The following is a 20,845-nucleotide window of genomic DNA, read 5'->3' on the forward strand; positions in this document are numbered from 1 at the left end:
GCGCGTCCTCATACGGCCACCGGAATGTTGCGCTCGACGATGTCGGCCACCACCGCGATCGTGTCGCCGGGCTGCACGATGCCGGGGAAGTGCCGGGCCGCGAGCAGCCCGCGCCGCCGTGCGACGTATTCGATCGGCGTGACGCCCGTGCGATCGATGTCGTGCACGCGCGCGAGCACGTCGCCGGCGTCGACCTCGGTGCCGAGATCGCGGCACATCTCGAGCAGCCCGCGATGCTCGCTCGTCGTGAAGCACGAACCGTCCGGCATGTCGAGCAGCGTCGTCGTACGCGGCGCGTTGCCGTCGATCACGTCCTTCGCGATCACGCCCGCATGCGCGAGGAACCCATACACGCCGCGCTCGGCGATCGCGACGCTCGCTGCCGTCGACGTGCCGCCGCCGCCCAGCTCGGTCGACACGAATACCTTGCCGGCCTCCTCGGCCGCGCTGTCGTAGAGGCCGACGCTGTCGAGTTCCAGCATGCGCATCGAATACGGCGCGCCGAACGCGCGCATCGCGCGCTCGCACCGCGCTTCCTGATCGCGGTCCGCCAGCACGTGAATCGCCGCGAACGGCACGAAGTCGAGCGTGCGGCCGCCCGCGTGAATGTCGAGCACGTGCGTCGCGAGCGGCAGCAGGTGACGCTGAAAGTAATCGGCGATCTTCTCGGTCGCGGTGCCGTCCGGCCGGCCGGGGAAGCTGCGGTTCAGGTTGCCCGCATCGATCGGCGACGTGCGGCAACCGGCGCGAAACGCCGGGTAGTTCATGAACGGCACGACGATCACGCGGCCGGTCACGTCGGCCGCCTTCAGCGAGCCGGCCAGCTTCGACAGCGCGACCGGCCCCTCGTATTCGTCGCCGTGATTGCCGCCGGTCAGCAACACCGTCGGCCCGTCGCCGCGCTTCACGACGGTCACCGGAATCATGATCGCGCCCCACGCGGAATCGTCGCGCGAGTAAGGCAGCTTCAGGAAGCCGTGCTGTTCGCCGTCCGCGTCGAAATCGACGGTCGGCGTAATCGGGGAAGCACGCATCGCCCTACTCCTTCACGAACAGCTTGCGCGGCACGTTGCAGAACGTCTCGACGCCGGTCTCGGTGATCAAGATGCTTTCCGTGATCTCCAGCCCCCAGTCGTCGAGCCACAGCCCCGGCATGAAATGGAACGTCATGCCGGGTTCGAGCACCGTCCGGTCGCCCGGACGCAGGCTCATCGTGCGCTCGCCCCAGTCGGGCGGATAGCTCGCGCCGATCGGATAGCCGCAGCGGCTGTCCTTCTCGATGCCCGCACGGCGCAGCACCGCGAAGAACGCATTCGCGACGTCCTCGCACACGTTGCCCGGCTTCGCGGCCGCGAGCCCGGCCTCGATCCCTTCGACCACCGCGCGCTCGCCTTCGATGAAGTGCGCGGGCGGCTTGCCGAGGTAGACCGTGCGCGACAGCGGGCAGTGATAGCGGCGGTAGCAACCGGCGATCTCGAAGAACGTGCCGGCACCGCGCGCGAACGTCGAATCGTCCCACGTCAGGTGCGGCGCGGCGGCATCCGCGCCGGTCGGCAGCAGCGGCACGATCGCCGGATAGTCGCCGCCGAAGCCCTCCGCGCCGCCGATGCCGGTCGCATAGATCTGCGCGACCAGGTCGCTTTTCTTCATGCCGGGCTCGATCGTCTCGACGATGTGCGCGTGCATCCGCTCGACGATGCGCGCGGCCACGCGCATGTACTCGATCTCGCGCGGCGACTTCACCGCGCGCTGCCAGTTCACGAGCGCGGTCGCATCGACCCAGCGCGCGGCCGGCAGATGCCGCTGCAGCGACGCGTACGCCGCCGCGCTGAAGTAGTAGTTGTCGAGCTCGACGCCGATGCGCAGCGTGCTCCAGCCGCGCGCAGCGATCACTTCGGCGGACAGGTAGTCCATCGGATGACGGGCCGTCGACTGCACGTAATGATCGGGATACCCGACGATGTTTTCGTGCGCCATGAACGCGGTGCGCTTCGCGCCGTTCGCGTCCTGGCCGCGGCCGAACCACACGGGTTCGCCGTCCAGCGCCAGGAGCACGCATTGGTGCACGTAGAACGACCAGCCGTCATAGCCGGTGAGCCAGCCCATGTTGGTCGGGTCGGTGACGATCAGCAGGTCGATGCCGGCCCGCTCCATCGCCGCGCGCGTCTTCGCGATCCGCGCAGCGTATTCGCTGCGATCGAACGCGAGACGCGGCGCGGCTTCGTAGGTTTCGATGACTGCGGCCATCTGTCTCCTCTCAGGTCGTGAGGTCGTTGTGGAAAATCGTGCCGACTTCCGCCGCGCGGGCGCGTTGCAGCGCAAGCACGGCAATGGCGGTGTCCTGCGCGCCGGTGCCGGTCAGATCGCAGATCGTGATGTCGTCGCGATGCGTGCGGCCGTCGCGGCGGCCGGCGATCACTTCGCCGAGTTCGGGGAACACGGCATCGGCCGGCACCACGCCGGCCGCGATCGCATGCGCGAGTTCGCCGGCCACGCGGGTCTGCTGCAACCGGTCGCAGAAGTAGTGCGCGGCGCCGAACACCGACGGCGCGAGTTCGGTCTTGTAGTCGGCGTCCGAACCCATCGCCGTCACGTGCAGCCCGGGATGCAGATCCTCCGCGTGCACGAGCGGCGCGCGGCTCGGCGTGGTCGTCACCGCGATGTCGGCGTCGGCGAGCGCCGCGTGCACCGAGCGCGCGACGATCGCGTCGATCCCGTATGCGGCGCGCACGTCGGCCGCGAATCGCGTGGCACGCTCGGCATCGCGCGCCCACACCGTCACATGCGTGATGTCGCGCACGAGCATCAGCGCGTCGAGCTGCAGCCGGGCCTGCTCGCCCGCGCCGACGATCGCCGCGCGGCGCGCATCGGCGCGCGCGAGCCGGCGCGCGGCCACGGCGCCGGCCGCCGCGGTGCGCACGGCCGTCAGGTAGCCGTTGTCGAGCAGCACGGCCTCGGTCAGGCCGGTGCGCGCGGACAGCACGAGCATCAACCCGTTCAGGCTCGGCAGCCCGAGCGACGGGTTGTCGAAGAAGCCGGGGCTGACCTTGATCGCGAAGCTGTCGAAGCGTGGCAGGTAAGCGGTCTTGACGTCCACTTCGGCATGGCGCTCCGGCAGCGGGAGATTCAGGATCGGCGGCATCACGACGGCGTCGGTCGCCAGCGACGCGAACGCGGCCTCGATCTGGTCAATCGCGGCCAGATCGAGCGGCACCAGCGCGCGCAGTTGCGCCTGGCCGAGCAACGTGACGGGACGGGTCATGTCAGTTCTCCGAAACGAGCCGGCGATGCGCGGCCATGTCGATGTTCGCGCCGCTCACGACGACCACGATCGGGCCGCCGCGATCGCGGCGCGCGATCCGTTCATCCAGCAACGCGGCGAGGCCGACCGCGCCGGCGCCTTCGACGACGAGCCGTTCTTCCCGATACGCATGCGCGATGCCGCGCGCGATCGACGGCTCGTCGAGCAGCACGACGTCGTCGGCCAGCGCGCGCGTCATGTCGAACGTGTAGCGGTTGTCGAGGCCGATGCCGCCGCCGAGCGAATCGGCCAGCGTCGGCTGCTCGGCGACGTCGACCGGGCGGCCGGCCGCGAGGCTCGCATGCATCGCGGCGCCGCGCGCCATCGATACGCCGATCGCCTCGACCGCCGGCCGGATCGCCTTCGCGGCAAACGCGACCCCGCTGAACAGGCCGCCGCCCGACAGCGGCACGACGAGCGTCGCCGTATCGGGCAGCGCCTCGAGAATCTCGACGCCGATCGTCGCCTGGCCCGCGATGATGCGCGGATCGTCGAACGGCGGCACGTACGCATAGCCTTCGTCGCATACCAGGCGCCTTGCTTCGGCCTGCGCGTCGTCCTGGCTGTCGCCGACGATCACCACGCGCGCGCCGAGCGCCGCGACCGCATCGACCTTGTTGGCCGGCACGAGCGACGACATGCAGACGGCCGCGTCGATGCCGAGCGCGCGCGCCGCGTACGCGAGCGCGCGACCGTGATTGCCCGTCGACGCGGTGACCACGCGCGTCACGCGCTGCGCCGCGAGTTCCGCGAGCACGTTGGTCGCGCCGCGCAGCTTGAAGCTGCCGGTCGGCTGCAGCGTTTCGAGCTTCAGGTAGACCGGTGCGCCAACGCGCGCGGACAGCGCGGCGGATGCAACGAGCGGCGTACCATCTGCGCGCCCGGCGAGGCGGCGGCGCGCGCGGTAGACGTCGGACAGCGACAGGAAGGACATGGAACGCACGCCTCGCGACGAATGTGATGCGATCCAGTCTAATGTTCCAAATCGCGCTTTCGAATGTCCTGATACATTGCGCGCGACGTTGCGGCGCCGCCGCCGGTTCAGTGGAAATCGTTCAGGTGCGGATACTGCTCGAACACGCCCGCGATCGTCTCGAGCGCAGCGTTGCACGCGGCATCGGTGGTTTCGGCGCCGATGCACACGCGCACCGCGTTCGGCCGCTCCGTGCCGCCAACCAGAAACGGATCGGGCGACGTCACCGCGATCTTGCGCGTGCGCAATTCGCGCACGATCCGCTCGGCCTGCCAGTAGTCGGGCACGCGCAGCCATGCCGAAACCGCATTGGGATGCGCGCCCAGCACATACGGCCCCAGCGCGGCCCTCACCATCGCCTGACGCACGGCGAGCCGCTGGCGCTGCAGTTCGACGAGCCGCCGCGCGGTGCCGTCGGCGATCCAGCGCGTCGCGATTTCCGCGATCGGCGACGTCGCCATCCAGCTGCTCACGCGCAGCACGCTCTCGACGCGCAACGCGAGCCGCCGCGGCATCGCGAGATAGCCGGTGCGTAAGCCCGTCAGCACCGATTTCGTCATGCTCGTGCAGTAGAAGCCGAGCTCCGGAATCAGGCTGGCGATCGGCGTGGCCGTCTTCTCGGGCAGCGGACCATACACGTCGTCCTCGATCACGTACACGCCGTAGCGCGTCGCGATGCGCGCGATCGACCGCCGCCGCGACTCGGTCATCATCGACACGGTCGGGTTATTGAGGGTCGGCGTGCAGACGAGCGCGCTGATCCGCTCGCCGTCGCACATCTCCTCGAAATGTTCGGGACGGATGCCGTGCTCGTCCATCTCGAGCCCTTTCAGCGTAAAGCCGAGCACGTTCGCGGAGCCGATCACGCCGTGATCGGTCAGGCTCTCGCACAACACGGTATCGCCCGGCCCGACGATCGACGCGAGCGCGAGAAAGATCCCGTGCGCCGCGCCGTTCGTAACCAGCAGCGATTCGCGGTGCACGGGCATGTTCAGCGACGCGAGCCACGCGGCGCCGGCGTCGCGATGCGCATCGAGGCCGGCGATCGGCCGGAACGACCGGATCCACGGCTGATCGTCGGCGCCCGCCAGCGCCGCGCACACGCTGCGCCACGCGGCATCGTGCTCCGGCGTGTGGACGATGCGGGCGATCGAGAAGTCGACCAGTTCGCGCTCGGTCGTATCGAGGATGTAGTTCGACATCGATTCGGTCACGCGCGCGGCCACGAAGCTGCCGCGGCCGACCTCGCAGCGGATCAGCCCCTGGCGCTCCAGCTCCTTGTACGCGTTGGTGACGGTCTGCACGCTGACGCCGAGGCTCGACGCGACGTCGCGCTGCGGCGCGAGCCGTGCGCCCGGCGCGAGCGCGCCGGTCTCGATGTCGCCGGCGATCGCCTTCACGAGCCGCTTGTATTTCGACTCGATGCCGTGCACGGCGCCGATCGCGTCGCGCCAGCCTGCCGATACCTCGGTCCGTCCCATCTCGATGTCTCCGTCATGGCTTCCGCATGGTCGCTCAGAAAGACACCCTGAAAATATTGTCCTAGTGCAATCGCGCGCGAAAGCAGGACGTTGCGGGTCGAAACGGGCCGCGCAAGCGGCGTGCCCGGCATGCGTACGCGCCCGGCTCTTCAATTGATCGGACGAATGTCGGGGCGGCGGCGCGGAATGCGGCACGCGCGGGCGTACTTCGTGTTGCCGGACAGTTCTCGTTCCGACTATTCGATATGGTCGCCGCGCCGGACATGCGGGTTCGCGGTCGCCAGCCTTGCTTGACCACGGCCGGCACGCCGCCTGGATTGCTTCAGGTAGGCCGGCCGTGCCGCCTGCGATGTGTCATCCGGTTGGCAAATACGATAGTTTGCTATCGAATCTTTTTGCCCCTATCATCTCGCCCATGACCAATCTGCACGATCTCCGCCTCGCCGTCAGCAGCCTGCTCGTGCTCACCGCGCGCAAGTGGCGCCGCACCAGCGACGGCGTGCTGACCGCGTACAACGTGTCCGAGGCCTGCGCGACGCCGCTCCTGATCGCCGGGCGCCTCGGCGAAGGCGTGCGGCAAGGTACGCTCGCCGAACACGTCGGCATCGAAGGGCCGTCGCTCGTGCGCCTGCTCGACCAGCTGTGCGCGGCCGGCCTCGCGCGCCGCGACGAGGATCCGCACGACCGCCGCGCGAAGACGATCTCGCTGACGGCCGCCGGCCGCGCAGTCACCGCGAAGATGGAGGAAGACCTGCGCGCGCTGCGTGCACAGGTGCTCAAAGGCGTGTCGCGCGCCGATCTCGAAGCCACGCTGCGCGTACTGAACGCATTCAACGCAGCCGACGCGCCCCCTGGGGCTTCGCCCCCGTCCCACTCCGCCGATTCCGCGTCATGACCTATCCGAGCCTCCGCGACTGGCTGTTCTCGGGCAAGACGTTCGCCGCATCGATGCTGGCGCTGTACCTCGGCCTGTATTTCCAGTTGCCGCGCCCGTACTGGGCGATGGCGAGCGTGTACATCGTGTCGAACCCATTCGTCGGCGCGACGCGCTCGAAAGCGCTGTACCGCGCGCTCGGCACCGCGCTCGGCGCGGCCGCCGCGATCTTCTTCGTGCCGCCGTTCGTCGAGACGCCGCTCCTGTTCAGCATCATCGTCGCGACCTGGTGCGGCACGCTGCTGTACCTGGCGATCTCCGATCGCACCGCGCGCAGCTACGTCTTCATGCTCGCCGGCTATACGATGCCGCTGGTCGCGCTGCCGACCGTCACCGACCCGTCCACGATATTCGACGTCGCGATCGCGCGCACCGAGGAAATCGTGCTCGGCATCGTCTGCGCGAGCGTGGTCGGCAGCACCGTGTTTCCGAACCGGCTCGCGCCGACGCTGATCGAGCGCACCGACGCGTGGTTCAAGGACGCCGCGTTCTACGGCCGCGAAACGCTGTCCGGGCATCTGGCCGGCAAGGCGCTGTCCGCGTGCCGGCAGCGGCTCGCCGCGACCATAACCGGCCTCGAGTTCCTGCTGAGCCAGCTGGGCTACGACCATGCGCATCCGCGCCTGCTCGCGCGGGCGCAGGCGCTCGCGGGCCGGATGCAGTTGTTCCTGCCGCTGATGTCGTCGCTCGCCGATCCGCTGGTCGCGCTGATGCGCGACCTGCACGTGCGCCCGCCCGCGCTCGACGCGCTGCTGGCCGACGCCGCGAAGTGGTTCGACGCGCCGCTGCCGGCCGTGAAGACCGGCACCGACGGCGACATGGCGCACGATCCGGTCGCGGACGACCTGCGCGCGCGCATCGCCGCGCTGCAGCCGCCCGCCAGCGCGCTGGCGAGCTGGGACGGCGCGCTGCTGTCGAATGCGCTGTGGCGGCTGCGCCAGGTCATCGACATCTGGCAGGACTGCCGCTCGCTGCGTGCGCTGATCGCGAACGAGTCGGGCGTGTGGCAGCCGCGCTACCGGCACTGGCGGCTCGGCGGCACCGAGCGCTTCTTCGATCGCGGGATGATGCTGTTCTCGACGCTGACCGTCGTGTTCGCGATCGTGTTCGCGTGCTGGCTGTGGATCTCGTCCGGCTGGCACGACGGCGCAGCCGCCGTCACGCTCGTGGCCGTGTCGTGCAGTTTCTTCGCCGCGCTCGACGAGCCGGCGCCGCTGGTGTTCAAGTTCTTCCTGTCGACCGCCGCGAGCGTCGTGTTCGCCGGCCTGTACCTGTTCGTCGTGCTGCCGCACGTGCACGATTTCGCGATGCTCGTGCTGATGTTCGCGGGCCCGTTCATCCTGATCGGCACGCTGCTGCCACGCCCGCAGTTCAACATGGTGACGATGCTCGTCGCCGTGAACACGGCTACCTTCATCAGCATCCAGAGCGCGTACGAAGCCGATTTCTTCGTGTTCCTGAACAGCAACCTCGCGGGCGTCGCCGGGCTGCTGTTCGCGTACGTGTGGACGCGCGCGACGCGCCCGTTCGGCGCGGAACTCGCGGTGCGGCGCCTGCTGCGCTCGGGCTGGGAGGACGTCGCGCGCTCCGCGTCGACGCAGCCGCTCGACGACCAGCGCAACCACGCGTCGCGGATGCTCGATCGCGTCACGCAACTGCTGCCGCGCCTCGGCGCGTCCGACGATCACCGCCACCCGTCGATCGAAAGCTTCCGCGACCTGCGCATCGCGCTGAACGCGCTCGACCTGCGCCGCTCGCGCCGCCGGCTGTCGGGCGACGTACCCGACGCGATCGATCGCGTGCTGGCCGGCGTCACCGATCACTACGCGCGCTGCGCGGCCGCGAACGCGCGCCAGCCCGTGCCGCCCGCGCTGCTCGCGACGATCGACGACGCGCTGCGGCGTGTGGCCGGCAGCACCCTGCCGGGCGCCGCGCCGGGCGACGGCGCCGCCTCGCCCGCCGTACCAGCCGCGCACCGCCGGCTGCGCGACACGCTGCACGCGCTCGTCGGGCTGCGCCTGTCGCTGTATCCGGCCGCGACCGCACAACCGCCGCAGGCGCCGGACGGAGCGCACGCATGAACCGGCTTTCCACCCTGTCCTTCCGAGCGCGATCATGATCGGCGAAATCGATATCTTCGGCGTGTTCGTGCCGGCCCCGCTCGTGCTGATGCTGATCGCCTACCTGATCAACATCGTCGTGCGCGCGGTGCTCGAGCGCGTCGGCTTCTACCGCCTCGTCTGGCACCGTTCGATCTTCGACCTCGGCATCTACGTGTTCGTGCTGGCCGCCGTCGTGATCGTGTCCCACCAACTCGTGGCTACCTAACGTGAAAAAATCCTGGCTCTCGGCAGGGCAAGTCCTGCTCACCCTGATCGTCGTCGTCGTGGCCGGCCTCGTGCTGTGGCGCATCATCAACTACTACATGTTCTCGCCGTGGACGCGCGACGGGCACGTGCGCGCCGACGTGATCCAGGTCGCGCCGGACGTGTCCGGTCTCATCACGTCGGTGCAGGTTGCCGACAACCAGGAGGTCAAGCGCGGCCAGGTGCTGTTCGTGATCGACCAGGCGCGCTACGCGCTCGCGGAGCGGCTCGCCGAAGCGACACTCGCGCAGCGCCGCGCGACGCTGGCGCAGGCGAAGCGCGAATACGCGCGCAACCTGCAGCTCGGCAACCTGGTCGCGAGCGAACAGGTCGAGGAAAGCCGCACGCGCGTCGAGCGGGGCGAAGCCGGCGTCGCCGATGCGCAGGTGTCGCTCGACACCGCGAAGCTGAACCTGCAGCGCACGACGATCGTCAGTCCCGTGGACGGCTACCTGAACGACCGCGCGCCGCGCGTCGGCGAATACGTGCCGGCCGGCCGCGCGGTGCTGTCGGTCGTCGATCGCCATTCGTTCCGCGTCGACGGCTACTTCGAGGAAACCAAGCTGCGCGGCATCCATATCGGCCAGCCGGTCGACATCATCGTGATGGGCGAGCCGCATGCGCTGCGCGGCCACGTGCAGAGCATCGTCGCCGCGATCGAGGATCGCGACCGCACGCAGGGCGCGAACCTGCTGCCGAACGTGAACCCGGCATTCAGCTGGGTGCGGCTCGCGCAGCGCGTGCCGGTGCGCGTCGTGCTCGACGAGGTGCCGGACGATTTCCGGATGATCGCGGGCCGCACCGCGACCGTATCGATGCGCGGCGCCGACGCGCGCCGCAACGCCGACGCGAAGCCGACGGCCGGTGCCGGCACGGCGCCCGCGGCATCCGGCGCGGCGGGAGCATCGCAATGAAGCGGCATGCCCTGCGCGTCGCGGCGACGCTCGCGCCCCTGGCGCTTGCACTCAGTGCATGCAAGTCGGTCGGCCCCGACTACACGCTGCCGCAGCAGGCGTACGTCAATGCGCCGCTCGCGAATCACGCGCTCGACGACGCGAACGGCGCGCTGGTGTCGCGCGACGCGGTGCCCGGCAACTGGTGGCAACTGTACGACGACCCGGTGCTCGACGGGCTCGTGCGCGATGCGCTGAAGTCGAACACCGACCTGCGCGTCGCCGCCGCGAACCTCGCGCGCTCGCGCGCGGCCCTGGTGGCCGCGAATGAACAGGGCGGATTCTCGGGCGGGGCGGAAGCGGCCGTGCAGCGCGCGCAGGAATCGGCCGAGCAGTACCTGCTCGAAAACAAGCTGCCGGTCGTCAACGAAGGTATGGTCGGCATCAACGTGTCGTACGAGCTCGACCTGTTCGGCAAGCTGCGGCGCGGTGTCGAAGCCGCGCGCGCGGACAGCGAGGCCGTCAAGGCGGCCGGCGACCTCGCGCGCATCACGGTCGTGGCCGACGTCGTGCGCGCCTACGTCGAAGCATGCTCGGCCGGCGACGAACTGGCGATCGCGAAGCGGTCGCTCGCGCTGCAGCAGCAACGCGTCGCGCTGTCGCAGCGGCTGCGAGATGCAGGACGCGGCAACCAGACCGACGTGACGCGCGGCGTGACGCAGGTACGCACGCTCGCCGCCGACATCCCGCGCTTCGAAGGCCGCCGCAAGATCGCGCAGTACCAGCTCGCCGCGCTGCTCGCGCGCGCGCCGGCCGACCTGCCGAAAGCCGTCACCGAATGCGAGCGCCTGCCGAAGCTGCGTCAGCCGATTCCGATCGGCGACGGCGCCGCGTTGCTGCGCCGCCGCCCCGACGTACGCGAAGCCGAGCGGCAACTCGCCGCCGCGACCGCCCGGATCGGCGTGGCGACCGCCGCGCTGTACCCGTCGGTCAGCATCGGTGCATCGGCCGGCTCCGTCGGCGTCGCCGCCGACCTGTTTTCATCCACCACGAATCGCTGGTCGTTCGGACCGCTGATCAGCTGGTCGTTCCCCGTCAACGGCCAGCGTGCGCGCGTGCGCGAAGCCGAAGCCGCGACGGGTGGCGCGCTCGCGCACTTCGACGGCGTCGTGCTGAATGCGCTGCGCGAAACGCAGTCGAGCCTCGCGACCTACGCGGCCGACGTGCAGCGCACCGATGCGCTGCGCACAGCGTACGAATCGGCCCGCAATTCCGCCGACGAAACCCATCGTCTCTATGCGGCGGGCCGCGAGTCGTTCATCTCCGATCTCGACGCGACGCGCACGTTGACGAGCGTGCGGGCGCAGGTCGCGGCGGCCGAAGGTCAGGTCGCGGCCGACCAGGTGCGGCTCTTCCTCGCGCTCGGCGGAGGTTGGGAGAGCGACGGCGCGACAGGCACCGGCTCCCGCGCCGCGACACCTGCGAGCGGCCCGTCAGCGCCGTAGCGCCAGCGCCGTCGGCCCCGTCACGCAGGTATGACGGTACACGCGGTGGCCGCGAGTTTTCGCCGGTTCGCGCCGTGGCATCCGCAGCGCGCCGCGCCCCGCGTTGACGGTACACTCGCCGATGCACTTCCATTCATCTGCCGCCGCTGCCGGCCCGGCCGCGGCACCCACCCGGAGAGTCATCATGCGAACCAGCGCCCGCAACCAGTTCGCCGGCCAGATCAGCGCCGTCAAACCCGGCGCCGTCAACGACGAAATCACGCTGCGCACGCAGGACGGCCTCGAGATCGTCGCCGTGATCACCCACGGCAGCGCGGCGTCGCTGGGCCTCGCGGTCGGCACGAACGCGTTCGCACTCGTCAAGGCGTCGTCGGTCATCGTGATGGTCGGCGTCGACAGCAGCAAGGTGTCGGCCCGCAACTGCGTCGCGGGCACCGTCGCGTCGGTCGCGAAGGGCGCGGTCAATTCGGAGGTCGTGATCAAGGTCACGAGCGGCGCGGAGATCATCGCGATCGTCACCAACGACAGCGTCGATCGTCTCGGCCTCGCGAGCGGCGCCGCCGCATCCGCGATCTTCAAGGCATCGAGCGTGATCGTCGGCGTCGAGTGATCGCGTGACGATCGCGATGGCGATTCATTGTGCGCCGCGCATGCCCGTCAAACCGCGGGCGGGTTGCCGGCGCGCGTTCCGCGCTTCCAACCTGATCCGGCCGCGCGCGGCTCGCGGCACGCGCATGCCGGCGCATGCTTCTGCAACATGCCGGCAACCGCCATGGCCGACCAATGACCGGCTTTCCGCGCTTCCCATAAACGGTCACCTTGCGCCCCCCGGCGCGCGTCGCTCACGACGCGGTCAATGCCGATGCCGGTGATGAATGTCCGGAAAATGCGCGTGGCTGTGCGCGATCGGCAGATGCACGTGCGGATGCGTGTGCGGTTCGTCGCCGTCATACGGGAAGTCGTGCGTGTGTTGGTGATGGTCGTCGTGCCGATGCCGATGCGTATGCTCGAGCCGCTCGTGCGCATGCGTGTGTTCGTGCCGTTCGCGCACATGCAGCCAGATGCCGAGCGCCATCAGCGCGGCCGCGATCCAGAACGTCGCGGGCGGCAGTGCCGGCCAGATCAGCAGCGACAGCACGACCCCGAACAGCGGTGCGATCGAAAAGTACGCGCCGGTGCGCGCGCTGCCGAGATGACGCAGCGCGACGACGAACAGCACGAGGCTGATCCCGTAGCCGCCGAGCCCCGTCAGCATCGCCGCCGCCGTGACCGGTATCGCGGGCAGCGTCGCGCCGGTCGCCAGCGCGATGCCGATGTTCACCGGCCCCGCGATCAGCCCTTTCAGGCACGCGATCACCATCGCGTCGTTCGCGGCCACCTTGCGGGTCAGGTTGTTGTCGATCGCCCAGCACAGGCATGCGCCGACGATCAGCAGCGCACCGACCGGCACACCGGCGCGGCCCGGTGTCCACGACAACAGCGCGCCGCCGGCGACGATCGCCACCATGCCGACGAACACCTGCGTATCCACGTTCTCGCGGAACACGACCCACGCGATCACAGCCGTCAGCACGCCTTCGAGATTGAGCAGCAACGCGCTCGTCGCCGCCGGCGTGGTCGACAGCCCGAGCATCAGCAAAGCCGGGCCGGCCACGCCGCCCGCCGCGATCGCGCCGGCCAGCCAACGCAGGTCCGCGCGCTGCAGCGGTGCGGCATCCGCGGTTGGCGCGCGACGGCCGTACCAGCCGTGCAACAGGATTCCGATGCCGAGCCCGACGCCACTGCCCAGATAGAAAAGGCCTGCGACCATGAACGGCGACATCGCGCCGATCAGCGCCTTGGCGAGCGGTGTCGCGGCGCCGAACAGCGTGGCGGCGGCGAGCGCGACGAAAATCGCGGAATGTCTCGGGTTCATGATCCGGTTTGAATTGACGTTGAAGAGCCCGGCTTCGCATCAGCCGGCATCGGTTATCTTTCGGGATGCAAGCCGCATGCACGCGCCGAGCGGCCGTAAACGGACGATCCAATCGCAATTATCGCGCGCCATCATGTCACGACGGCCGGATGGGACCGCACGCACGGAAATCGACGTTTCCCGTCTATCAATTCGGAAACCGAAATATATGACTGAAGCTGCAATTTGCTCGGCTGTGCAAACCGTCTACGCGGGGATATGAAAAAGGCGGTGCATCGCGCATGCGGCGACGTTCGACGGACGTTCGTTGTCCGGTCGTGTGGCTCGTTCAACGTGAGAGAGTTGCGTACCGGCAGATCGGACGCCGGTGGAGGGAGTCCCGGCCTGCCTCGGTCCAGGCAGGCCGGTCTGTCGTGTCATGCGCCGCATGCGACGGGCATGTTGGCATGTGCGGTGCAACGAGCCGCGGCGCGATGCCGATTAGTCGTTGCTGGCCGTTTGCTGTTCGACCTGCGGCGCGGCGTCGTTCTGCACCTTCGCTTCCGCTTCCACTTCGGCTTGCGCCGGCTGCGGCGCGGCAGCGCCCTCGGCCTGCTGCTCGGCCTTCGGCTGCTGCGGCGCACCCTTGGCCGATTGTGCCGCGCCCTTGCCCGGACGGCGAGCCTTCAGCCGGCGCGCCCGCGCCGCGTCGTCGTGCGTCACGCGCCCGGCTTCGTTGCCCTGCAGGTCGACGCGCACCGCGTCCTCGACAAGGCACGACCAGTAGCGGTTGCCGCGGCACCACGTCGACATCGCTTCGCGCAGTTCGGCTTCGTTGAGACCGATGGCCTGCGCCTCGCGTGCGAGATCGTCCCAGATGCCGACCTTGAGCGGTACTTTGGGGGCCGGATTCTTCGGGAATGCGCGCGGAAACTTCCGCTGCAGTTTGCCGATTGCGACGATGACCGGATCGACCGGGGCCGACGGCTTCGCCGAAGCAGGCTTCGCCCGATGCTGCGCCTGGGCGGCGGCGCCCGGCTTGGCGCCGCGAGACGGCCGGTCGCCGGACTTCGGCTTCGCGCCGGCGTCCGTCGGCGCTGTCGGCCGCTTCGCGTTGCGCTCCTGCTTGGCCTTCGCTGCGAGCTGCGCCCGCAATTCGGCAAGTTGTTCAAAACCCATAAATTCAATCCACCAGGAATATAAGGTGTGGTTCGTGCGGCCCTGCCGCGCGGCTTGCAAGCTTCGCCGCCATGCGTGCGGCCGGTCTGCCGCCGGTGCGGAACACTACGGGGCCGCATCGCGCACGTCACTCTGTTTTCAGGCACCCGGCCTCGATGCCGGACAAGGCAGGAGTGGAAGTATACCGGTACGCGGGACAGCCGGCTGACTCGCCGGTCCGCATTTGCCCGATCCAGGGTGCCGGAAATGCGTCCGCGCGGTCGTGTTGCGCATTATATGGATACGTTTCCGGATGTCACGCCATTAGAGGCCACTACCGGAAATCGGGGCCGGGGCGACATGCGATGAACGGTGTTCCGCGTGACGGATGTCGAACCGCGGCGCGTTGCGTCGCCTTCGGACATCGCGCCGCACGCCGCGCCTCGTTTGCGCCGGCATCGCTGTACGACTCGTTGCGTCCGCATCGATCGTGGCGCGGACGAAGATATCGGAAAGTGCGTAGTATGGCCAAGGCAACTTCGTTGGCGGCAGGGCGCGCGTGCTTTTCACCGCGCGCCCGATCGGCCGGGCGCGATCCCGTCGCCTGCGAAAAGGCCCGGCGACACGAGATGGAGCGAATGCATGGTTTCCCAAGACGACACGCCGCACGACGGCATCACGCGCGAGGAGATTCACCATCGGCAGATCGACATGCGCGGATATCGGCGCAGCGATGGCCTGTTCGAAGTGACGGCGTGCCTCGCGGACCGCAAGACCAGCGATTTCACGCCGCCTGGCGGCACACGGACGGTCGCGGCGCTGACGCCGCTCCATGATCTGGGCGTGACACTGGTCTTCGACATCGACATGGTCGTGCGCGCCGTATCGACGTTCATCCGTTCGCATCCGTATGCGCAGTGTCCGGGCGGCGGCGACTCGCTGCAGGCGCTCATCGGGTTGAACATCGGCGCCGGCTGGAACAGCGAGGTGCGCAAGCGCCTGCCGTCCTGCGACACGTGCACGCACCTGAAGGAATTGCTCGGGCCGATCGCCACGACGGCCTATCAGACGATGGTCGGCATGCGGCGCTCGTCGCTCGATTACCGTGACAGTGAAGGAAAGCCGCTCAAGATCGACAGTTGCTACGCATACGGCGCGTCGCGCGATCTCGTGAAACGTCTTTGGCCCGAATACCATCGATCCGCGGCAACCACAAAGGACAGTTGAAGCCTTGGCATTCGGCCGATTCGGCGTTGTTTGCGGAATCGGTATTGCGCGAATGGAGCCGATCCGACCTGTGCCGATACGGCAGATCTGCACCGCCGCATCCGTCGTCAGAAAACCCCCAGCACGAGCCCCGCGGCAAGCCCCGCACCCAGTTCGGCGCAGCGCGCAAGCTCGTCGCTGCCGATCGTCTTCGTCGCGAGAATACGCTCCGGCGTCTGCGCATGCGTGCAGACGATCAGGCCGGGCGCGACGCTCTTCAGCCGCCACCCGGTCGCGATCCGGTCGATCTGGCGCAATGCGTTCTGCCCATCGCTTCCGGCGCAGATCATCGCCGCATACGGACGGCCATTCACGCGATCGAGCGCCGCGTAATAGCAGCGATCGAAAAAGTCCTTCATCAGCCCGGACATCGCCGCAAGATTCTCGGGCGTCGCGAACAGGTACGCGTCGGCGGCCAGCACGTCGTCTGCGTTCGTCGCGTCCGCGCGCTGCAACCTGACGTCGACGCCAGGCTGCGCGCGAGCCGCATCGGCAGCCGCTTCGGCCATCTGCTGCGTGCCCCCGGTCATCGTGTGATAGACGATCAACAGCGTCTTCATGGATAGATGCTCACGTTCGGCTTCGGATGCGTCGACGATATCGCTGTTTCGGCCGGCCGCGCGGCCGTCACATGCGGGCGCCATGTTGCGTCGGTTGCCCGGATCGGCGGTTCGGCCGACGCCCCGTCGGCGCGTGCATCGGCCACGACGTCGATTTGACCGCGCCTGCGGATGCTTTCGGATGCGCGTTCAGTCTTGCGTGCGACGCGACACGGCGCCGTCGTCCGGGCGCGCGTAGTACGCGAGGAACATGTCGGCAGCCGACTCCGCGACTTTCTGTTGCTCCTGCGCCGTCAGCGGCGGCTGCCCCATCGTGATCTGCGGCCAGAACGCGAACGCCTTCACGGCGCCATGCAACTGATGCGCGGCGAACACCGGATCGGTCACCGCCAGACGGCCGGCCGCAGCCGCCGCCCGCACCCACACCGTGACGTCTTCCTCACGCTCGCCGAGGCGTTCGACCATGTCGCGGGCCCGTTCCGGCGAATGGATGGCCGCGCCGATCGCGACGCGCGCGAGCGCGAGAAAGGCCTCGTCGTTCATCAATCGCAATTTGCGGTCGAGCAGCGCAAGCAGTTGCGCGCGCAACGGCACGTCGGCGCGATAGGTCGGCGAATTGCCGGTCCGGGTCGCATCCCACAGCTTGTTCAGGATTGCAGCGAACAGCGTCTCCTTGCCCGGAAAGTGGTTGTAGACGGTGCGTTTCGACACGCCCGCGCGTGCAGCGATGCGATCCATGCTCGTCGCATCGTAGCCCGCCGCAAGAAATTCCTCGATTGCCGCATCGACGATCGCCGCGCGCTTGCGGTCGGTCAGACGCTGGGGGGGAGTACTGGTATCCATACGGAAATTTTACACCGGGCAGTTTACTTATCTCGAAAATAAACTACACTGCTCGGTGTACTTTATTCTCCGGATGAACCGACATGGCATCGCCTCTCGTTTTGATTCACCGCGTGCTGGGTTTCGCGGCCGCCCGGCGTGGCCGGACGCTGTCCGGCGGTTCGCCGCAGCACAATGGCGAGCGCTTTGCCAACGTCGCGCCGCGCCCTGCCGAAGGATTGGGCAAGACGCTGGGGATCGCGTGGAACATGCTGGTCAACAAGCCGCGCCACACCGTGCCCGCCGGCGTGCTGCCCGTCGATTCGCTGACCCGCGCCGAACTCGACGCGGCGCCCGATCGCAGCCTGTACCGCCTCGGCCATTCGACGCTGCTGCTGAAGCTGCGCGGCGAATTCTGGTTGACCGATCCGGTGTTTGCGGAGCGCGCATCGCCGTTCCGGCGCATCGGTCCGAAGCGCTTTCATGCACCGCCGATCGCGCTGGAAGATCTTCCGCCGCTGCGCGGCGTGATCCTGTCGCACGATCACTACGATCACCTCGACCGCGACACGGTGCTCGCGCTGGCCGCAACCACCGGCGTGTTCGTGACGACGCTCGGTGTCGGCGATCGGCTGATCGAATGGGGTATCGACGCGACCAAGGTCCGCCAGCTCGACTGGTGGCAAAGCATCGACGTAGCGGGCCTGACGCTGACGGCGGCCCCCGCCCAGCACTTCTCCGGGCGCAGCCTGTTCGACGGCAACAGTACGCTGTGGGCGTCGTGGGTGATCGTCGACGACGATCTGCGCCTGTTCTTCAGCGGCGATACCGGCTATTTCGACGGCTTCCACGAGATCGGCGAGCGCCTGGGGCCGTTCGACGTCACGCTGATCGAAACGGGCGCCTATGATGCGCAATGGCCGTACGTGCACATGCAACCGGAAGAAACCGTGCAGGCGCACATCGATTTGCGCGGACGCTGGCTGATCCCGATCCACAACGGCACGTTCGACCTCGCGATGCATCGCTGGCAGGAACCGTTCGAGCGCGTCACGGCGCTGGCGCTCGTGCGCGGCATCGAGCTGTCGACACCGAGGATGGGCGAACGCGTCGATCTCGATGCCCCGCATCGTGGCGAACGCTGGTGGCGCACGGTCGACGAGCGCGCGGCAGCGCCGGCGGCGAAATCGCGACGCTGGCAGCTTTGCGCATCAGAGGCGACGAAGTAGTTTGCCAGTCCCGGCACGTGCCTTCCGGAAGCGGGCCGTCGGACCTATCCGCGATTCCGGGCGGTGCACTCGTTGCCAGCCGCCCCTGCACGTCGACTGCCAGCCCGTCGACCCGATTACCTCAATAGAGAAGATGCATCCGGTACCCCTCCGATACCTGCCCGCCCAACGAGACGACGCCGCCACCATCGCGGCGCTCGACCAGGCAAGCCACCGTTCGACCGGCCGCAGCCGCGAGAACGAACTGCGACAGATGCTCGCGGAGCGCGTCGCGAGATGGACCGATGGTGTCGATCATCTCAAAACGGCCATTCCCAATCTGAGCTTTCATCGACGGGAAGCGCCGACGCAGCCGATGGAGTGCATGGTCGAGCCGAGCTTCGGCCTCGTCGTTCAGGGCGCGAAGCGGGTCATGCAGTGCGGGGATGCGTACCTCTACGACGCCGATCGCTTTCTGATTACATCTCTCGATCTGCCCGGTTCGACGCAAATCATCGAGGCCAGCCCCGGCAAACCGTTTCTCGGGCTCGGCCTGAAGCTGGATTTCCGCGTGATGGCCGAACTGATGATGCAAGTCGCGCCGGTTCACGACGATGTACCAGCAGGCCGCGGACTCGTCGTCGGCGACATGACTGAACCGCTGTACGACGCGCTCAACCGGTTAGTCGCGCTGCTGGACGACCCGAACGCCATTGCCGTCCTCGCACCGTACATCGAGCGGGAAATCTACTATCGGCTGCTGACGAGTGACCAAGGCGCCCGCCTGCGCCAGATCGCCTCCACCGGCAGCCAGTGCAACCGCGTGTCACGCGCGATCCGGTGGTTGCGTGCTCACTATGACGAGTCGTTGCGCGTCGATGATCTCGCGGCACAGGTTCAGATGAGCAGTTCGACCTTCCACCACCACTTCCGTCAACTCACCGGCATGAGTCCGCTGCAGTATCAGAAATGGATACGGCTGAACGAGGCTCGCCGGCTAATGCTGGCGGAGCGGCTCGATGCTGCGTCGGCAGCATTCAGGGTCGGGTATGCGAGCCCGACTCAATTCAACCGCGAATACAGTCGGCTGTTCGGTAATTCTCCACGAAGGGATATCGACAGCCTGCGAGGTAGAGCGGATGTCGCTTTGTCTATCGTCGCGAGTTATTGAGCGCGAGGGGTGGTGGTCGATATGTGCCAACTTTGACGGCATTCATAACGTGCGGGATTAGGTTCTCGCATACGACGTCGATTGGGCTCACGCTGTTCCGAAGACTACGTTGCACCGACCATGCTCGGGACTCCTCCCGCACATTTCCGACGCCGGCTTCCTCTCGTAATGCTCCGTGACTCCGTAAATAGGCGCCCCACACATGCGTTGTCACGTGACAACTGACGCAAAATGTCGGTGTACCTTGCGCCGAATGGGCGGCACGTGACTCAGCAGGCGCGGACTCGCCCGCATAGCGAGGACCTACGGTGCATAGCTCGCCCTTATTCGTATAAAACACTACAAATTACGTGTTATATATGACAAATTGGACAGCGATCCTCCCGACTTTCGATATCGGCGCTCGAAAAAGGTATGCGCCCCCATTTCCTGGGATCAACGCGGTCATTTTTCGTGAAACAACGTGAAGAAGGCAGCGCAAGTCGTTGCTACATAAGGGTTTCCAGCCGACGTCGATTTTCTGGGAATGTTTCACGACCCGACCCGTTTGGATTCGGCACAGGCATTCGACGCATGGATTCGGCATCAATTGCGGTGCATACGTCCGGTAATTGCAGATGGGTTGAGCCCTTCAGTGGGACGCATGCCTCGGAGCCCGCCCTGCCCTATCGGCGACTACGAGAGGCCATGCAAAGCTGTATGTCTCTTGATAAATGGGGACACATCAACCTCGCTACGATATCTGGGTACGCCTCAGCAGTCGCTCGCCGGTATTGCGTCAGTACGTGCGCACACGGGCGACGTATGGAAGCGGGCGGCCAGCGGATCAAATCCGGGACTCGCCATCTCCAACTGTCCCGTTGAAATGCCAACGGGACTCTTTACTTCCCACCGTTTCCTGTCGCTCAAACTTCGGGGCTCTGCTTCCGGTTGTCACGTGACAACTCACCTTCGATTCACGGATCTGTTGACGAACCGAAAGCTATCGTCCACGCCTGTCTTCCCGAGCAATATGTCTCTTAGGCCGTGTAGCATCGACCCATTTCAACGGTCTTGACGATGCCAAGGTATCCGCGGGCCCGCTTGGCGCTGTTTGTCACGTGACAACTCGTCCCTCTGCCACATAAGCATACGTACTCACAGGCTGGCGCCTCTGTAAATTTATTGAAGTGATTTCTTCGCAGCCAACGTCGCAATCGCATCGAAGGCTTCCGCGCGCCGTACATTCCGGGAAGCGTCGATATCCGGAGACTTGTCACGTGACAACCGGCTGTTTTCGCGATGCCAACGACGATGCCCGCGCGACCGCGCCG

Annotated in this window: 18 protein-coding genes; 9 read left to right on the top strand and 9 right to left on the bottom strand. The window is 67.5% G+C overall.

The window, feature by feature from the left end:
• Positions 1-8: 8 nt before the first annotated feature.
• The 5 genes from doeB to CFB35_RS30170 form a co-directional block, all read right to left on the bottom strand.
• Entirely contained in the window at positions 9-1,034 is a 1,026-nt protein-coding gene (doeB, locus tag CFB35_RS30150) for a N(2)-acetyl-L-2,4-diaminobutanoate deacetylase DoeB (RefSeq protein WP_059579499.1), read from the bottom strand.
• Between the two features lie 4 nt (positions 1,035-1,038).
• Entirely contained in the window at positions 1,039-2,247 is a 1,209-nt protein-coding gene (gene doeA / locus CFB35_RS30155; RefSeq protein ID WP_059579502.1) for an ectoine hydrolase DoeA, read from the bottom strand.
• Between the two features lie 10 nt (positions 2,248-2,257).
• Positions 2,258-3,262 (bottom strand): cyclodeaminase, encoded by a 1,005-nt coding sequence (locus CFB35_RS30160; protein WP_059579503.1) that lies wholly within the window; start codon positions 3,260-3,262, stop codon positions 2,258-2,260.
• Position 3,263: 1 nt separating this feature from the next.
• Positions 3,264-4,235, bottom strand: coding sequence for a hydroxyectoine utilization dehydratase EutB (gene eutB, locus CFB35_RS30165; protein WP_059579506.1), 972 nt, complete (start codon positions 4,233-4,235; stop codon positions 3,264-3,266).
• A 107-nt stretch (positions 4,236-4,342) separates the two neighbouring features.
• Complete coding sequence (locus CFB35_RS30170; RefSeq protein WP_059579509.1) at positions 4,343-5,755, bottom strand: PLP-dependent aminotransferase family protein; 1,413 nt, start codon at positions 5,753-5,755, stop codon at positions 4,343-4,345.
• Positions 5,756-6,170: 415 nt separating this feature from the next.
• Here CFB35_RS30170 and CFB35_RS30175 point away from each other — a divergent pair, with 415 nt between their 5' ends.
• The 6 genes from CFB35_RS30175 (at position 6,171) to CFB35_RS30200 (ending at position 12,063) form a co-directional block, all read left to right on the top strand.
• Entirely contained in the window at positions 6,171-6,650 is a 480-nt protein-coding gene (locus CFB35_RS30175; protein WP_059579512.1) for a MarR family winged helix-turn-helix transcriptional regulator, read from the top strand.
• Positions 6,647-8,770 carry an FUSC family protein gene (locus CFB35_RS30180; protein WP_059579515.1) on the top strand — a complete coding sequence of 708 codons (2,124 nt, stop codon included), beginning with the start codon at positions 6,647-6,649 and terminating at the stop codon, positions 8,768-8,770. Before CFB35_RS30175 ends, CFB35_RS30180 begins: the two co-directional genes overlap by 4 nt.
• 34 nt (positions 8,771-8,804) lie before the next feature.
• On the top strand, positions 8,805-9,017 hold the full coding sequence (locus tag CFB35_RS30185; protein ID WP_006481008.1) for a DUF1656 domain-containing protein: 213 nt from the start codon (positions 8,805-8,807) through the stop codon (positions 9,015-9,017).
• Between the two features lies 1 nt (position 9,018).
• On the top strand, positions 9,019-9,969 hold the full coding sequence (locus CFB35_RS30190; protein ID WP_089465991.1) for an HlyD family secretion protein: 951 nt from the start codon (positions 9,019-9,021) through the stop codon (positions 9,967-9,969).
• Complete coding sequence (locus CFB35_RS30195) at positions 9,966-11,453, top strand: efflux transporter outer membrane subunit (protein WP_059579520.1); 1,488 nt, start codon at positions 9,966-9,968, stop codon at positions 11,451-11,453. Before CFB35_RS30190 ends, CFB35_RS30195 begins: the two co-directional genes overlap by 4 nt.
• A 184-nt stretch (positions 11,454-11,637) precedes the next feature.
• The gene (locus tag CFB35_RS30200) at positions 11,638-12,063 is read left to right on the top strand and encodes a molybdopterin-binding protein (protein ID WP_059579522.1); all 426 of its coding nucleotides are present in this window, start codon (positions 11,638-11,640) and stop codon (positions 12,061-12,063) included.
• A gap of 243 nt (positions 12,064-12,306) precedes the next feature.
• Here the strand turns inward: CFB35_RS30200 and CFB35_RS30205 are convergent, their stop codons facing one another.
• Both CFB35_RS30205 and CFB35_RS30210 read right to left on the bottom strand, forming a co-directional pair.
• Positions 12,307-13,368, bottom strand: coding sequence for a DMT family transporter (locus CFB35_RS30205; protein ID WP_059579523.1), 1,062 nt, complete (start codon positions 13,366-13,368; stop codon positions 12,307-12,309).
• A gap of 480 nt (positions 13,369-13,848) precedes the next feature.
• Entirely contained in the window at positions 13,849-14,526 is a 678-nt protein-coding gene (locus CFB35_RS30210) for a ProQ/FinO family protein (RefSeq protein ID WP_059579526.1), read from the bottom strand.
• Between the two features lie 621 nt (positions 14,527-15,147).
• Between CFB35_RS30210 and CFB35_RS30215 the strand changes: the two genes are divergently transcribed.
• The gene (locus CFB35_RS30215; protein ID WP_059898153.1) at positions 15,148-15,732 is read left to right on the top strand and encodes a DUF2889 domain-containing protein; all 585 of its coding nucleotides are present in this window, start codon (positions 15,148-15,150) and stop codon (positions 15,730-15,732) included.
• Positions 15,733-15,839: 107 nt separating this feature from the next.
• Here the strand turns inward: CFB35_RS30215 and CFB35_RS30220 are convergent, their stop codons facing one another.
• A complete protein-coding gene (locus tag CFB35_RS30220) occupies positions 15,840-16,331 on the bottom strand; it encodes a flavodoxin family protein (RefSeq protein ID WP_059579532.1) in 492 nt (163 codons plus the stop codon).
• 189 nt (positions 16,332-16,520) lie between these two features.
• On the bottom strand, positions 16,521-17,174 hold the full coding sequence (locus CFB35_RS30225) for a TetR/AcrR family transcriptional regulator (protein WP_059579536.1): 654 nt from the start codon (positions 17,172-17,174) through the stop codon (positions 16,521-16,523).
• Positions 17,175-17,257: 83 nt separating this feature from the next.
• Between CFB35_RS30225 and CFB35_RS30230 the strand changes: the two genes are divergently transcribed.
• Positions 17,258-18,382 carry an MBL fold metallo-hydrolase gene (locus CFB35_RS30230; protein WP_059579538.1) on the top strand — a complete coding sequence of 375 codons (1,125 nt, stop codon included), beginning with the start codon at positions 17,258-17,260 and terminating at the stop codon, positions 18,380-18,382.
• 133 nt (positions 18,383-18,515) lie between these two features.
• Complete coding sequence (locus CFB35_RS30235) at positions 18,516-19,532, top strand: AraC family transcriptional regulator (protein WP_059579541.1); 1,017 nt, start codon at positions 18,516-18,518, stop codon at positions 19,530-19,532.
• Positions 19,533-20,845: the final 1,313 nt, after the last annotated feature.

The sequence above is a fragment of the Burkholderia sp. AU16482 genome (assembly GCF_002223285.1).
Classification (GTDB): Bacteria; Pseudomonadota; Gammaproteobacteria; order Burkholderiales; family Burkholderiaceae; genus Burkholderia; species Burkholderia semiarida.

Bases quoted from the DNA above. Each gene is read 5' to 3' on its own strand.
- CFB35_RS30215 (WP_059898153.1), top strand. From the start codon at position 15,148: ATGGTTTCCCAAGACGACACGCCGCACGACGGCATCACGCGCGAGGAG.
- CFB35_RS30200 (WP_059579522.1), top strand. From the start codon at position 11,638: ATGCGAACCAGCGCCCGCAACCAGTTCGCCGGCCAGATCAGCGCCGTC.
- CFB35_RS30235 (WP_059579541.1), top strand. From the start codon at position 18,516: ATGCATCCGGTACCCCTCCGATACCTGCCCGCCCAACGAGACGACGCC.
- doeA (WP_059579502.1), bottom strand. From the start codon at position 2,247: ATGGCCGCAGTCATCGAAACCTACGAAGCCGCGCCGCGTCTCGCGTTC.
- CFB35_RS30195 (WP_059579520.1), top strand. From the start codon at position 9,966: ATGAAGCGGCATGCCCTGCGCGTCGCGGCGACGCTCGCGCCCCTGGCG.
- eutB (WP_059579506.1), bottom strand. From the start codon at position 4,235: ATGTCCTTCCTGTCGCTGTCCGACGTCTACCGCGCGCGCCGCCGCCTC.
- CFB35_RS30225 (WP_059579536.1), bottom strand. From the start codon at position 17,174: ATGGATACCAGTACTCCCCCCCAGCGTCTGACCGACCGCAAGCGCGCG.
- CFB35_RS30160 (WP_059579503.1), bottom strand. From the start codon at position 3,262: ATGACCCGTCCCGTCACGTTGCTCGGCCAGGCGCAACTGCGCGCGCTG.
- doeB (WP_059579499.1), bottom strand. From the start codon at position 1,034: ATGCGTGCTTCCCCGATTACGCCGACCGTCGATTTCGACGCGGACGGC.
- CFB35_RS30205 (WP_059579523.1), bottom strand. From the start codon at position 13,368: ATGAACCCGAGACATTCCGCGATTTTCGTCGCGCTCGCCGCCGCCACG.
- CFB35_RS30230 (WP_059579538.1), top strand. From the start codon at position 17,258: ATGGCATCGCCTCTCGTTTTGATTCACCGCGTGCTGGGTTTCGCGGCC.
- CFB35_RS30170 (WP_059579509.1), bottom strand. From the start codon at position 5,755: ATGGGACGGACCGAGGTATCGGCAGGCTGGCGCGACGCGATCGGCGCC.
- CFB35_RS30220 (WP_059579532.1), bottom strand. From the start codon at position 16,331: ATGAAGACGCTGTTGATCGTCTATCACACGATGACCGGGGGCACGCAG.
- CFB35_RS30210 (WP_059579526.1), bottom strand. From the start codon at position 14,526: ATGGGTTTTGAACAACTTGCCGAATTGCGGGCGCAGCTCGCAGCGAAG.
- CFB35_RS30175 (WP_059579512.1), top strand. From the start codon at position 6,171: ATGACCAATCTGCACGATCTCCGCCTCGCCGTCAGCAGCCTGCTCGTG.
- CFB35_RS30185 (WP_006481008.1), top strand. From the start codon at position 8,805: ATGATCGGCGAAATCGATATCTTCGGCGTGTTCGTGCCGGCCCCGCTC.
- CFB35_RS30180 (WP_059579515.1), top strand. From the start codon at position 6,647: ATGACCTATCCGAGCCTCCGCGACTGGCTGTTCTCGGGCAAGACGTTC.